Origin of the sequence: Zhouia amylolytica, assembly GCF_900116365.1 — a bacterium.
GTDB classification, from domain to species: domain Bacteria; phylum Bacteroidota; class Bacteroidia; order Flavobacteriales; family Flavobacteriaceae; genus Zhouia; species Zhouia amylolytica.
Window position 1 is genome coordinate 41494 of sequence record NZ_FPAG01000004.1, and the last position, 14602, is coordinate 56095.

Annotated in this window: 8 protein-coding genes; 4 read left to right on the top strand and 4 right to left on the bottom strand. The window is 39.2% G+C overall.

Annotated elements, in window-relative coordinates; genetic code table 11:
- The first annotated feature begins 5 nt into the window (after positions 1–5).
- From BM361_RS07115 to BM361_RS07130, 4 genes are read left to right on the top strand one after another with little or no spacing between them, the layout of a single operon-like run.
- Positions 6–3086, top strand: coding sequence for a SusC/RagA family TonB-linked outer membrane protein (locus BM361_RS07115; protein WP_083425881.1), 3081 nt, complete (start codon positions 6–8; stop codon positions 3084–3086).
- Between the two features lie 11 nt (positions 3087–3097).
- Positions 3098–4573: a SusD/RagB family nutrient-binding outer membrane lipoprotein gene (locus BM361_RS07120; protein WP_074977897.1), complete on the top strand. Its 1476-nt coding sequence runs from the start codon at positions 3098–3100 to the stop codon at positions 4571–4573.
- Between the two features lie 46 nt (positions 4574–4619).
- Positions 4620–5510 carry a PKD domain-containing protein gene (locus tag BM361_RS07125; protein ID WP_074977898.1) on the top strand — a complete coding sequence of 297 codons (891 nt, stop codon included), beginning with the start codon at positions 4620–4622 and terminating at the stop codon, positions 5508–5510.
- A 50-nt stretch (positions 5511–5560) separates the two neighbouring features.
- Positions 5561–6931 (top strand): aldehyde dehydrogenase, encoded by a 1371-nt coding sequence (locus BM361_RS07130; RefSeq protein ID WP_074978243.1) that lies wholly within the window; start codon positions 5561–5563, stop codon positions 6929–6931.
- Between the two features lie 138 nt (positions 6932–7069).
- On the opposite strand, the gene amaB is transcribed toward BM361_RS07130, so the two are convergent.
- From amaB to BM361_RS07150, 4 genes are all read right to left on the bottom strand, one after another.
- Positions 7070–8602 (bottom strand): L-piperidine-6-carboxylate dehydrogenase, encoded by a 1533-nt coding sequence (amaB, locus tag BM361_RS07135; RefSeq protein ID WP_074977900.1) that lies wholly within the window; start codon positions 8600–8602, stop codon positions 7070–7072.
- A 3-nt stretch (positions 8603–8605) separates the two neighbouring features.
- Positions 8606–9502 carry a DUF1338 domain-containing protein gene (locus BM361_RS07140; RefSeq protein WP_074977902.1) on the bottom strand — a complete coding sequence of 299 codons (897 nt, stop codon included), beginning with the start codon at positions 9500–9502 and terminating at the stop codon, positions 8606–8608.
- A 102-nt stretch (positions 9503–9604) separates the two neighbouring features.
- Positions 9605–11152, bottom strand: coding sequence for a RagB/SusD family nutrient uptake outer membrane protein (locus BM361_RS07145; RefSeq protein ID WP_074977904.1), 1548 nt, complete (start codon positions 11150–11152; stop codon positions 9605–9607).
- A gap of 12 nt (positions 11153–11164) precedes the next feature.
- A complete protein-coding gene (locus BM361_RS07150; RefSeq protein WP_074977905.1) occupies positions 11165–14566 on the bottom strand; it encodes a SusC/RagA family TonB-linked outer membrane protein in 3402 nt (1133 codons plus the stop codon).
- Positions 14567–14602: the final 36 nt, after the last annotated feature.

Genomic DNA, 14602 nt, shown 5'->3' on the forward strand with positions numbered 1-14602 from the left:
ACTGTATGAACAAACTTTTTTTACAAGGTGCCATCCTTTTGTTTTCGGTCATGACTTTTGCCCAGCATACCGTCTCTGGATTGGTGCTCGAAAAAGATACCAATACACCTCTGGTAGGGGTTGCCGTTCAGGTAAAGGGAACGAATAATGGAACCGCAACTGCTTTCGATGGACAATTCAAACTCGAAGGAATTCAGAAGAATGACGTTTTAGTGTTTTCTTATTTAGGCTATGAAACCAAAGAAGTAGCTGTTGAAGGAAAAGAAAATTTAAATGTAAGCCTGACACTGCAAGCTGAAGAGATGGATGAGGTGGTGGTTACGGCTTTAAACATACAAAGAGATAAAGAATCACTTGGTTATTCGGTTTCTCAAATTAAATCGTCAGAAGTTAATGTTGCACGTGAAAACAATGTAATGAACTCCTTGTCAGGAAAAGTTTCAGGCCTGCAAATTACCCAATCAAATACCGGAGTTAATGGCTCGAGTCGAGTTTTACTTCGGGGAGTTACAACGATTTCAGGGTCTAACAGACCGCTTGTGGTGGTCGATGGTATTCCAATAAATAATGGTTCCGGAGGAGCCTCTTCGTGGGGCGGAGTTGATCGAGGCGATGATTTATCTGATATTAATCCTGATGACGTGGCATCGATCAGCGTTCTGAAGGGAGCAGGTGCAGCAGCGGCTTATGGTTCGTTAGGTATGAATGGTGTGATTCTTATCACTACAAAATCAGGAACAAAGCTTAAAGGGATTGGAATTTCCCTTAATTCTTCCTTTGCCTTTACTGAAGCGTATTTAACCCCCGATCTTCAAAATGAATACGGTACCGGAGCCTTTGGTAGTTTTGCACCCATAGCTGCCGATGGAAGACCGGTACTTGATTATCCATATTCGTGGAGTTGGGGACCGAGAATGGAAGGACAGGAATATACCAATTGGTTAGGTAGACCTGATACATTCTTACCACAAGGAAATCCTTATGAAGCCTTTTATTCCGACGGTTATTCAGTGTCGAACACCATTTCTTTTGAAGGAAAATCTGAAAAAGGCTCCTTCCGATTATCCATAACCGATGAAGACGGACAAGGAATAATCAGTAATAATACGCTTTCAAAGCAAACCTTTAATATCAGGGGAGCCACCAAATTATCTGAAAGATTAAACATTGAAGGGAAGATGACCTATTTAACATCAGAGACCTTAAATAGTCCGCAATTGGCAGAAGGTGCTGGGAATACCGCCTTACAATTATCCCTTATGCCAAGAGATATACGTTTAAGCGATGTTGCAGACAATACAGTAGACGCAAATGGAAATGAAATAAAGTGGAACCTCGATAATACTTTTAATAACCCTTATTGGGCTTTAGAGAATACAGGGAATATAGATAAGCGCGATAGGTTTCAAGGATTTTTATCTGCGAAATGGGATGTAAATGATGATTTTAATATTACCGCTAAAACCGGAATGGATTATATTGTATTTGATTTTACCAGTTTTGGAGCCAGAGGATCTCAAGCGGTTCAAAATGGCCTTGGAAATTATGCCCACAACACAGGTAAAGAGCGAATTTGGAATTCAGATATACTCGCCACCTATAATACCAACATAGGAGAATTTAAAATTACGGCCAATCTCGGAGCGAGTTATAGAGATGAAAACAATAGCTATGTTAATATTTGGGGAAATGACAGTAAGGTGTCAAATTTCTACCAGATCAATAACTATAAAAATACTTTTAATGATGAATCTGTATACCGGAAAGGAGTAAATTCTTATTACGGATTGGCACAGCTGAGCTATGGAGGGTTTTTATACTTCGATGCAACCCTGCGAAACGACAATTCATCAACACTTCCAAAGGATAACGATTCGTATTGGTATCATTCCGAAAACATGAGTTTACTTTTTACCAAACTTCTGGGAATGGACTCGAAAGTTTTTAACTACGGAAAAATCAGAGGTTCCTATGCACGAGTTGGTAACGATACCAGTCCATACCGAACCCAAGCCGTTTACGACATAGACCAAACCGTTACCTTACCTTATACTGTAGCCTCCATACCTGGAAGCCTGCCTTCTTTTGACCTTAAACCGGAAACCTCAAATTCCTGGGAGGTAGGAACAGAACTTGGATTTTTTAACAACCGAATCTTTATCGACTTTACGTACTACGAGACCAAAACCAAAGACCAGATTATGGCAGTACCGGTTTCAGGGGCAACAGCCTATAATTCAAAAGTGGTAAATGCCGGGAGTATCTCTAATAAAGGAATCGAATTGCAGTTTAATACAATCCCCTTAGAAACCAAGGATTTTAAATGGGATCTGGGTTTCAATTTTACGAAAAGCGACTCAAAGGTTGAATCACTGAACGAGGGGCTGGAAAGTATTACCTTAAACACGCTCTGGTCCGTTTCTGTTGAAGCACGACCTGGTGAGGAGTTTGGGACTATTTACGGCTATGATTTTAAAAGAGATAACTTCGGAAGAAAGCTCATCACAGATCAGGGACTCGCCCAAAGAGGAGATCGTATCAATATGGGAAGTATAAATCCTGATTGGTATGGTGGTTTTAATACCAAGTTCACTTATAAAAATATTTCTTTAGGTGCATTGGTAAGTATACAACAAGGAGGTGAATTTTACTCTTATGGAAGGGCGTACAGAACATTTTTTGGTACAGATGTAAGGAGTTTACCCGGGAGAGAAACCGGCTTTATTGAAGAAGGGATTAATGAGAATACGGGCTTTCAAAATGAAACGCCTACCGATGCGATGCTGAGACAATACAATAATATTTTTGTGAGTGAAATCGCTTCAGAGCAAATTCTTGATGCCAGTAATGTGAAACTAAGGGAACTAACACTTAGTTATAATTTTTCTGAAAAGATGCTTCAAGGCACCTTCATTCAAAGGGCCAGTTTATCCGCAGTCGGAAGAAATTTACTCTTTTTCTATAACGCCGCCGAGGATATAGATCCGGAAGCGACATACAGTAGCGGTCCGGCTTCAACTGCATTTGAACACTCTTCATTGCCATCGACAAGAACATACGGACTCAACTTAAAAATTGACTTTTAAAGCTGAAGATTATGACAACTAACCACAGATTTATTATTAGAATTTTAGTAGCTCTTATAATCGCATTTACCGGGGTTTCTTGTGATGATCACCTCGATGATCTGAGAGAAAACCCCAATGCTGTAACATCTATAGATGATGCGGCTTTATTTACGAAAGCGGTTCGTAGTTTGTTTCAGGGCACCACAGACCAGTCTGCTTATCGCTTTTCAGGTCATTATGGGCATTACTTTGTAGCGGGTAGTACAGCCCGTATTCCGGATCAGTATGGCGATGGATTCGACGGTCAGTATAATGATATGTTTACAGGGATGTATGGAGGAGTGATTCGCCATATAGAGGAAGTGCTTCAAATTACTTCGAATACTGAATCGAAGAATGAACTTCGCTATGCTATGGCTGATGTTATTGCCGTACTAGGCTATGCAAAAATTACAGACGCATTTGGAGAGATACCTTATACAGAGGGAGGTAAAGGAAAATCCGCAGACATATTACAACCGAAATACGATACACAAGAGTTTATTTATAAAGACCTTATTGATCGCTTGTCGAAAAGTATTCAAGTGATTAAAACCGCAGATCCTGCTATGGGGTACCCCGATAGTGACCCTATATTTAATAACAATCTAAATCTCTGGATGCGTTTTGCCAATAGCGTACGTCTTCGCTTGGCTATGCGCTTGCGCTTTGCTGATACCGAATTTTCCAGGCAAGTGGTAAGTCAGTGTGCCAATGAGCCTTTAATGGAATCTAATGATCATAATGCCTTTATGATTGAAACCGAAGGAAATGGTAATAACTGGTTTACCTATCGCACCGGATTTCCATCCATAAAAATGTCTGCCAAACTCATTGAGCAATTGCAACAAACCAACGATCCCAGATTGTCAGTTTTTGTAGAGCCTGATGGAAATGGAGCCTATACAGGGATGACTAACGGGTTAAACGATGCTGCTTTTGGAAGCTCGAATTTTGCTGCAAAATCAGATATGGGAATCGCACTATCGTCTAAAGACAGCGAATTATACCTGATTACGGCAGCAGAGGTTTGGTTACTTAGAGCCGAAGCAGCACTCGCATACGATAATGATGTCGCCCGGGCCGATGAATTTTATCGAAGCGGGTTGGAAACTGCATTAAGACAATGGGAGCTTGACGAAGCATCAATAAATGATTTCATGGCAACACCCCAAGGGTCACTCTTGGGTGTTAATGATGAAGAACAGATAGGAGTACAAACCTGGCTGGCATTGATACCTAATTATTTTGAAGGGTGGTCTCATATAAGAAGAACGGGCTATCCGGAAATTCCGCAAAGAACGGCTCCAGATTTAGCAAAAGGTGTAACTAACGGAATTTTACCAAAACGCTTTTTATATTCTTCCTTTGAATTAAGTGCTAATAACAATAATGTGATGGAAGCTATATCAAGACAAGGAGATAATAAGATCGATACAGCAGTGTGGTGGGATATAAAAGATTAATTCTTGAATGCTTCGTGAGATTTTTAACGTCAAAAAAGACTTCAATATGAAAACATTTAAAATATACGGGATACTAATACTAGGAGTATTGTTATCCAATTGTAGTAGTGATGATATCGAAAGTCCTTTAGCCGATTTTCAATTTCTAATCGAGGGAACCCAAGTTACTTTTAACGGAACGGTGGCTAATGCAAATACAATTTCCTGGGATTTTGGAGATGGAGAAACCAGTTCGGAAGAAGACCCGGTACACGCCTATTACGAAGCGGGAACCTATACAGTAGTAATGACAGTTGCTGGTGATCACGGTACCTTCTCAGAATCCAAAACAGTAACGATTTTGCCATCCCTGGATATTTTACTTACAGGTGGACAGGCGCGCCCGGAAGGAAAATCATGGAGACTCAAAAAAGCCTATACCTCCGGGAAAGAAGGAGCCGGATTGGTAGCGAATGATTTAGGTCTTTTACTTCCCTCACAAGACAATCTCTTAGACCTTATAGGTTTGGGAGCTTCCTATGAAGATACCTTTACTTTTGTACACGACGGTGGTTATAAGGTAGATAATAAAGACGGACAAAGTTTGATGGGATTGGTGCTCGCCAGTATCGAATATCAAGAAAGTATAACGGCGATTTCATATGATATAAATAACGTACCTCTGGCTCATGTGCTATATACTCCAAAACAGGATGCAACCTGGCAGTTGGTAGATGGAAACTTTACAGTTGATGCCGCCACTGGCCCCGTTCAGTTTACCAATAAGAAACAATTGGTACTGGATGAGTATCTTGGTTTTAAAGACAAAAAAGTGTTGGTTATTCTCAAAGAACTTACCGAAAACACCATGAATGTGGCTATCGGAATTCATACAGAACCTACGGTTTACGATAAGCCGACGTTATTATTTCATTTGTCTTTTGAGGCAGTGAATTAAAATGTTTTAAATTAGGGGGTACGATGGAAACCATTTTTAAAAAACGTGAAATGGACGAGGATTTATTAAAACAACAAAATGCCTTTTTTAATGCTCAGAAAACTAAAGATGTTTCTTATAGAAAAGAAATGCTTTTGGCGCTTCGAAATGAAATAGAGATAAATGAAGAAGCTATTTGTGATGCTATTTATGAAGATTTCAAGAAACCGCAGTTTGAAAGCATGGCTACAGAAACCCAGTTGGTTTTAGCAGAACTTAATTTGATGATTAAGAGGATACGTCAGTGGGCTAGTCCCACCAGGGTATCGACAAACCTGCTCAATTTTCCGTCTTCAGACCGCATTTATAAAGAACCTTTTGGTAAAGTATTGATCATAGCTCCATGGAATTATCCATTTCAACTAGCTATTGCACCACTTATTGGGGCTGTTGCGGCAGGAAATACTGCTGTTATAAAGCCTTCCGAACTAACACCTAATACTTCGGCTATTATTGCTAAAATAATCAAGGCAGTGTTTCCTGTAGAATATGTATCGGTTGTAGAAGGGGGTGTTGAGGTGTCTCAAAAACTATTATCCTTTAAATGGGATTATATATTTTTCACCGGGAGTACGACGGTGGGTAAGATCGTATATAAAAGTGCCGCTGAACACCTAACCCCTGTAACCCTTGAGTTGGGAGGGAAAAACCCATGTATAGTAGATGAAACGGCCAAAATAAACCTGGCAGCCAAGCGTATTGTTTGGGGAAAGTTTATTAATGCAGGGCAAACCTGTATAGCGCCCGACTACATTTTAGTACACCATAAGGTCAAAGACCAGTTACTAGAAGCGCTAAAAAGAAATATTGAAAAGAGCTATGGTAAAAATGTTGAAGCATCTCCGGATTTTGCCAGGATTGTAAACCATAAGCACTATAAACGTTTGATATCTTTATTAGAAGATGAAAATGTTGTATTTGGTGGGTTAACCAATGAATCTGATAATTATTTGGCTCCTACTTTGGTAAATGAACCAGATTTGGAAGCAGCCATTATGAAGGAGGAGATTTTTGGTCCCATTCTGCCAATCCTTTCCTATAAGAATGAAGATGATTTAACGAAAATAATGGGGAAATACAGTAAACCGTTGGCTACTTATGTATTCTCAACCAAGAGGAAATTTCAGAAAAAGATAGTGCATTTGAATAGCTTTGGTGGAGGAGCTATAAACGATACAATCATACATATTGCAAATAAAGACTTGCCTTTTGGAGGGGTAGGAGATAGTGGAATAGGAGCCTATCATGGTAAATTGTCTTTTGACCTTTTTTCGCATCATAAATCGGTATTGAAAAAAGCAAACTGGATCGATGTTCCCTTGAGATATCCACCGTATAAGCTTCCTCTAAAGCTGGCTAAAAAAATCAAGTGGATGTTTTAGGGAAATTAAAAGAAGTAATATTAACTATAATAAGCGTTATAAGTTGTCAGTTAGAGCGCCCACCTGAACGGTAAGGGCGCTCGCCCTGACAGAATCAACCAAATATTTCTTTATAGTTTTTCGAAAATATCAGCGTAACTATAAGTTAAATTTTATGCCCTGTGCTAAAGGTAGTTCGGTACCATAGTTAACAGTACAGGTTTGCCTTCTCATATAGCCTTTCCACGCATCAGAGCCACTTTCTCTGCCTCCTCCGGTTTCTTTTTCCCCACCAAAGGCTCCGCCAATTTCCGCCCCTGAAGTCCCAATATTAACATTGGCAATTCCACAATCAGAACCTGTTGCAGATAAGAAGGTTTCCGCCTCTCTCATATTTAAAGTAAAAATGGCAGAAGACAATCCTTGCGGAACATCATTTTGTAAGGAAATGGCGTCCTCCAGCGTTTGATACTTCATCAAATAGAGAATGGGGGCGAAAGTCTCATGCTTTACAATTTCCATAGCACTGTGAGCTTCAATAATGGTAGGCTCCACATAACAGCCAGATTGGTACATGGCTCCTTCTAAGACTTGACCTCCGACACAGATGTACCCACCCTGTTCCTGCGCAGTTTTTATAGTGTTTTGATAATTTGTAACGGCGTCAGTATCGATAAGCGGACCAACATGATTGTTTTCGTCAAGTGGATTTCCAATACGGATTTGTCGATATGCATCAACTAGTTTTTCTTTCAAAGTTTCGTACTGACTTTCATGAACAAGAAGACGTCTTGTACTGGTACATCGCTGACCCGCAGTTCCAACGGCTCCGAATACAATGGCTGGAATGGCTTGCGTAAGATCAGCATGCTCCGTAACAATCATTGCATTATTTCCTCCCAATTCTAAAATTGTTTTTCCTAATCGCTTGGCTACGGTTTCCGCAACACTCTTTCCCATTCTTGTGGAGCCAGTGGCAGATACCAAACTGATATTGGTGTCTGAAGCCATTAATTTACCTGTTGAGCTATCACCTATAATAATATTACTCACCCCTTCAGGTAAGTCATTCCGTTCTAATACTCTTTTAAAAATCTCCTGGCATGCTATCGCAGAAAAAGGTGTTTTTTCAGAGGGCTTCCAAACACAAACATTTCCACATACCCAGGCTAATGCCGTATTCCAGCTCCAAACCGCCACCGGGAAATTAAAAGCAGAAATTATTCCCACAATACCAAGAGGATGCCATTGTTCAAACATTCTGTGGTTTGGACGTTCGGAATGAATCTGCAGACCATAGAGCTGTCGTGAAAGACCCACGGCAAAGTCACAGATGTCAATCATTTCCTGAACTTCTCCGTAACCCTCTTGTAAGCTTTTACCCATTTCGTAGCTTACAAGTTTTCCAAGATTTTCCTTCTCCTTTCTTAATTCCTCTCCATATTGTCTCACAATTTCACCTCTTTGAGGGGCTGTTATAGTTCTCCAGATCGGAAAGGCCTCTTTTGCTTTAACAATTACAGCATTGTAATCAGACGCTTCAGCTAACCTGACCTCACCAATGGTTTTCCCGTCAGCAGGAGAAGAAATTACAATCTTTTCTCCCTGGCCAACCTGCTCATTTAAACCGGTGCTTATACTGTAAAAAGGTTCTTGTATGTTTAAGTTTTTTAAAAGGGTATGAATATTCATTATTTAAATTTTAGTTTGCTCGTTATACGTGCTTTCAAATATTTTATCAGCATTTGCTGATTCAAAGCCATCTCTTCGATGTTCTCTTTTTAATTGATTTTTATTTAAGTGTTCATATTCCGGTAAAGGAAGTCGCTCAGCAAATTCAACATAGCTACCGGAAATTTTCATTTTCTGATCATTGGCGAAAGTAGCTTCAATGACTTCAGCGACCGAACTACTTTGTTTTAGTAGACCATCCTTGCTTATTTTAATCTTCCCACCTGCTGTGTTTAAGCTAATGCCAATATGTTCTAAAAAGGCATTGAACTTCGCTATAGTGTTGTATTGCTCAGGAAATTCATGCACACTCAATGTGTAATGGTTGAGATAATACCTGTTATAGATTACCCATGCGGCATATTCACTCTCACTCGCTAATTGTTTGTAATCCTCAATGGTTGGTAGTTTCCACAAAGGCTTATAAAAAAAGTCACCAACCGCTTTCGGATCATTTAAATCGATATCGTCTACGGGATCTTTTATAATAGCGTCTTTGTAAGAATGAATAATGTCCTGAGAAGCTTTTGAAAGCTCATTAACCCTTAATTCACTTATAAAAATTCGTGGATAATGGGGCATAGGAGGTGCATACCAGTAAGCGTTAAGCTTCTTCTCTTCGAATGAATAGTAATCTTGTTTCACATATCCATAATGAAGAAAAATTTTCTCAAATGATGAGATACCCAGGTTCGGAACTCCAAGGGTTCGAAATGCAATATGATCATTAACAATGTCATCTTCAGAGGTAATGATGCCTTCTTCAATCATTGCACGGTTTATTTTAGCCACATCCGGAACTCTCTTTAAATACGGATCGAAAAGGGCTTTGAAAACTTGATCTAGTTGGTTTTGTAACATTTTTATAGTCTTTATGTTGTTTTTATAACAACGCGAATTTAAACAAAACACCCGAAACTAACCGGGTGTTTGTCAACTAAGCTAACTATTAAAATTCTGCTTCTAATTAATTTCAGGATTGGCCTGAACCTCTGTTAAAGGAACAGGGAAATAAGAGTGCTTATTAGCACTAAAACCAGTTCTTCCTGCAGCTTGCATGGCTTCATCAAGCATTCCCCAACGTCTGAGGTCAAAGAAACGTGTAGATTCAAGAGTAAGTTCCATGGTGCGCTCATGCTTAATTTGCTCGCGTACCTCTTCTTGGGTACTGGCAGTAGTCGATGGCATATTACCATGTACATCCCTTATGGTATTGATGATGTTAATAGCTTCAGTGGTTTTTCCTGTTTCGTTTAATGCTTCAGCGTACATTAATAATACATCAGCATAACGCATTAATACCACATTCACACCAACATAACTGTTGTTCCACACGTAGTTTGGCAACCATTTTCTGAAGTAAGCACTGTTATCCTTAGAATCGGCAGAACCATAGGTTCCTTCTACCAGAACATCCCAGGTGTATCCCTGCATTTCATTGGTGTTTGTATCATTGAAATACGGATCTTTAAAATAAACCGTACCGTATAGACGATTGTCATACAATCCGTTATTTGCTATTTGACCTTCTGTTTTCATATCATCGACGAGATCGATAGTGGCTTCAATACCGCCCCATCCGCCAACACACCAGTCACCGATAAAAGCATGTAAGCGTGTAGCGTTCCAGGAAGTAGCATCACCACTTTTGAACTGTAATTCAAAAATGGATTCTACATTGTTCTCATTTTCCCCGTTGAATAGACTTAAGAAATCCGGTTCTAACTGATAATTTCCGGCATCAACAATTTGTTTAAAAGCATTTGCAGCATTTGAAAAATCATCACCTGCCGCAGAAGTTGGATCTCCTGCTTTATGCAGATAGGCTTTACCCAGATAAGCTAAAGCAGCCCCTTTAGTAGCACGGCCTAAATCTTCTGATGCAACCGTTTCAGGAAGCATGCCGGCAGCATTGCTGAAGTCATTTAAAATTGATTCCCAGGCCTCAGGTCGCGGGGATAATGGTCTGTCGATATTTTCAGTAGTAACAATTTCGTTTCTCAATATAATTTGTTCATAAAGAGACAAAAGTTTAAAGTGATAATAACCTCTTAAAAATGTCGCTTCTCCAATAATGCGCTTTTTATCAGAATCAGAGATTTGTTCCGAAGTCATTTCTCCCACCTTAGTGATTACCTGATTGGAAAAACCTAAACCTTTATAGTTAGTACGCCATAATACATTAATAAAAGTATGAGCATTGTCGTAAGTGAAATTAAACATCGACATCCAATGCGAATAATTTGATGCATCAGGTCCTGGAAGGGCATAATCTGATCGGAAATACTCAACGACAGGTCGTCCTTCCTGCCATCCATCCCAAAAATTACTTCTGGATTCTAGCTCAGAATAGGCGGCTACCAATCCGGATTCCGCATCGTTTACATCTCTCCAAAAAGAATCGGAGGTTAATTGATCGGGAGAAGTCTCTTCTAAAAACTCTTGGTCATCACAGGCTACCATACTTAGTAGCACAAATGCTAATAAATAGAATTTATATATTGATTTCATTTGATTCAAATTTTAAAATTGTAATTGTACACCTAAAATGAATGACTTACTTCTTGGGTATAAACTTCTGTCAATACCTCTGGATAAGATGTCACCTCCAACTTCCGGGTCTAAACCATCATAATCACTAAGTGTAAATAGGTTTTGACCGGTAACATAAAGTCTGAACTTATCTATCATAAGGGTGTCTAAGATCTCTGATGGAATTGAGTATCCCAACTGAATTGTTTTAATTCTCAAATAGTCACCATCATGTAAAAATCTTGTAGAGGCTCGGTTGTTTCCATTTGGATCTCCTAAAACAGCTCTGGGGATGCTGGTGTTGGTATTAGAAGGAGTCCACGCATGAAGTGTTTCGCTTCTAAAGTTACGTCCACTATCCATACCTAACATTTCAAAACTGTTACCGTTGTATATTTTATTCCCTCCGACACCTTGGAAGAACACATTAAAATCAAAGTTTTTAAAGTTGGCTGTCAGGTTTAAACTATACTCGAACTTAGGAATGGCGGTTCCTTGATAAACCGCATCACCATCATCAATAACACCATCACCGTTCGCATCTTTAAAACGAATATCGCCAGGTTGTGCATCTGGTTGAATTGGAGAACCATTTAAGTTATGAGCATCTATTTCTGCCTGATTTTGGAAGATTCCGTCTGCAACCGGTAAAAAGAAGGCGCCTGGTTCATAACCTACCTTTGTCTGATTCACAAAGTGGTCAGAGCCAAATTTTAAACCTACACCATATAATACCTGATCTTCACTGCTCAATTGAGTTACCTCACTGTTGATGGTTGTAAAAGTGGCAAAAGCACTATATTTAAACTCATGATCTTTGTTGGAATATCCCAATTCAAACTCCAGACCGCTGTTTTCGAATTCCCCAACATTAACAACAGGATCATTGATTCCTGAAGAAGGTGAAACAACCTTGGTTATCAACAGATCTTCGGTAGTACTTTTATAATAGTTGATTGCACCTTGCAACTTTCTTCCTAAACTCGCAAAGTCAACACCGATGTTTGAAGAAGTGTTTGTTTCCCACTGCAAGTCATCGTTCTGAAGTTCTCTGGCAATACTTCCTAAATATGAAGTTTGTGGATCACCGAAAACATATCCACCATCATTCTGACTTTTACCCTGACTGATAAGTGCTACATAGTCATAATATCCCAGAGCAGAGTCATTACCCGCTTGTCCCCAGCTGTAACGAAGCTTTAAAAAATCGAATATATTTTGATTTTCCATAAAGCTTTCTTCTGTTAATTTCCATCCCAAGGCAAATGAAGGAAAGTTACCATATTGATTGTTCTTTCCAAACTTTGAACTTCCATCCCTACGGATACTTGCCTGGAGCAGATAACGATCTTTAAAAGAGTAATTAACACGTCCGAACTGAGATACTAAACTGTATTCGGCATTCGTTCCGGAAGCAGTATAAGTTCCATCAGAAAAAGCATCCAGGGTGTTAAAGCTTGGATCGAGTATAATTGCCGGAACCTTTACTTCGTTACCGTCTTCATCTTCTTCTATTTTATATCCCTCTGCTTGCGCATAAGTAGTTCTGAAAGGTTCTCTGATTCTTTGATAACCTGCTAAAAGTCCAATTGCATGCTCTCCAGCCTGAAAATCATAATTCAAAGTGTATTCTTGATTAATCCTTCTTGATTCTGTATTGAGTTCGGAGATAAAAGCATATTCCCTACCTTCTTCCTGAACATCTCGTGCCCTGAATGGTTGATTAAAATTATAACCATATGAATTTAGATTGGAAACAGATAAATTAGCTTTGGCATTTAATCCTTTTAAGATTTCGTAATTTAAAGACAACGTACCTAAAAAATATTTAGACTTTGTATAGCTGTTTAGATAATGATCCTCGGCGATCGGATTTCTGTGATCTGGGATATCCCCGTCTCTATAGCCATATCCTGATTGTTTGCTATCGTCAAATATTGGAATTAGTGGAGATATCTGATAAGTCTCCCGTAATGAGAACTTATAGTTTTCCCTATAAGTTTCACTGTAGTTTAAATTAGTGTTGACTTTAAATTTGCCTTTAGTAATCCCCATATTGGCTACAAGTCCCTTCTTGGTAAACTCCGAACCTATTAAAACCCCTATTTCATCAGCATAGTTACCTCCAATACTATAATTTATGTTCTCCGAAGCACCACTAACCCGGGCATTCACCATTTGTAATTCACCGGTTCTGTGAGTAGCTTCAATCCAGTCGGTGTTAACCGATGGAGGATTGCTTACATACTGAGGAAGTGTCAATCCTGCATTCTCATACATTTGGCGATGCACATTTACATAGCCATCCGCATCTAGCAAGTTCATTTCTTCCGCAGGTGTGTTAATACTTAAAGATGAATTGATTTCAATCCTCGGTTTTCCAGATTTCCCTTTTTTTGTGGTAATAATGATTACACCATTTGCTGCTTTGGTACCATAAATAGCTCCGGAAGCAGCATCTTTTAAAACTTCCATCGAAGCAATATTATTAGGATCGATATAATAAGGATCTGCTTGTACCCCGTCTACAATATAAAGAGGTTGGTTGTTACCAAAACTTCCGATTCCCCTGATCGTTACATCTGCAGTAGAACCCGGACTTCCTGAAGAGGTAACGGTTACACCGGAAACTCTTCCTTGTAATGCGTCGGTCGGACTCGTGGTAACAACCTGGGTCAGGTCTTCGCTTTTTACCGTACTAATGGCTCCGGTGACATCACTTTTTTTCTGTGTCCCATAACCAACAACCACAATTTCATCCAGACTTTGAGCATCTTCTTCCAGTGACACATCAACGGTAGTTGATGAATTAACCGCAACTTCTTTCGTCCTGAATCCTAAAAATCGATATACCAATATGGTATTATTATCAGGAACTTCGATGGTGTATTTGCCGTCGAAATCAGTTTGTGTGCCGACGGATTCATTTCCCTTAATAGAAATGGTGGCTCCGGGTAAGGGAGCGCCCGTATTGTCAGATACCGTGCCGGTAATTATAAGTTGAGGAATGACTGTTGGAACTTCTGGTTTTTTATCCAGTAAAATAGTACCGTCGGAAGTGAAGGAATATTTGAAATTACCGTAGGATAAACTTTTTTTAAGAAGTGTTTCCGCTTTAATCGTTCCCCTCTTAACCTCCACCTTGGGAGCATCTTTAAATAGATCAGATCTGTAAATAAAAGTATGATCAGTCTGATCTTTGATAAGATCAAAAACTTCTTCAACCGTCAGTTTTGAATCGTTTTTGATAGTGATCTTTGAATTCTGAGAAAAACCTGCTTTTGATCCAAAAGCAAAAGTTGTTAAACAACATAAGAAAATAAATGTTCTCATCATGTTCATTAAAATGTTTTCCCCATAGCGCATAAGGAATTCATTAAATTTAGATTTCATAAATTTACGCGTTAGTTAGTTAAATATTTATTTAAT

Bases quoted from the DNA above. Each gene is read 5' to 3' on its own strand.
- BM361_RS07125 (WP_074977898.1), top strand. From the start codon at position 4,620: ATGAAAACATTTAAAATATACGGGATACTAATACTAGGAGTATTGTTA.
- BM361_RS07150 (WP_074977905.1), bottom strand. From the start codon at position 14,566: ATGAAATCTAAATTTAATGAATTCCTTATGCGCTATGGGGAAAACATT.
- BM361_RS07145 (WP_074977904.1), bottom strand. From the start codon at position 11,152: ATGAAATCAATATATAAATTCTATTTATTAGCATTTGTGCTACTAAGT.
- BM361_RS07130 (WP_074978243.1), top strand. From the start codon at position 5,561: ATGGACGAGGATTTATTAAAACAACAAAATGCCTTTTTTAATGCTCAG.
- amaB (WP_074977900.1), bottom strand. From the start codon at position 8,602: ATGAATATTCATACCCTTTTAAAAAACTTAAACATACAAGAACCTTTT.
- BM361_RS07115 (WP_083425881.1), top strand. From the start codon at position 6: ATGAACAAACTTTTTTTACAAGGTGCCATCCTTTTGTTTTCGGTCATG.
- BM361_RS07120 (WP_074977897.1), top strand. From the start codon at position 3,098: ATGACAACTAACCACAGATTTATTATTAGAATTTTAGTAGCTCTTATA.
- BM361_RS07140 (WP_074977902.1), bottom strand. From the start codon at position 9,502: ATGTTACAAAACCAACTAGATCAAGTTTTCAAAGCCCTTTTCGATCCG.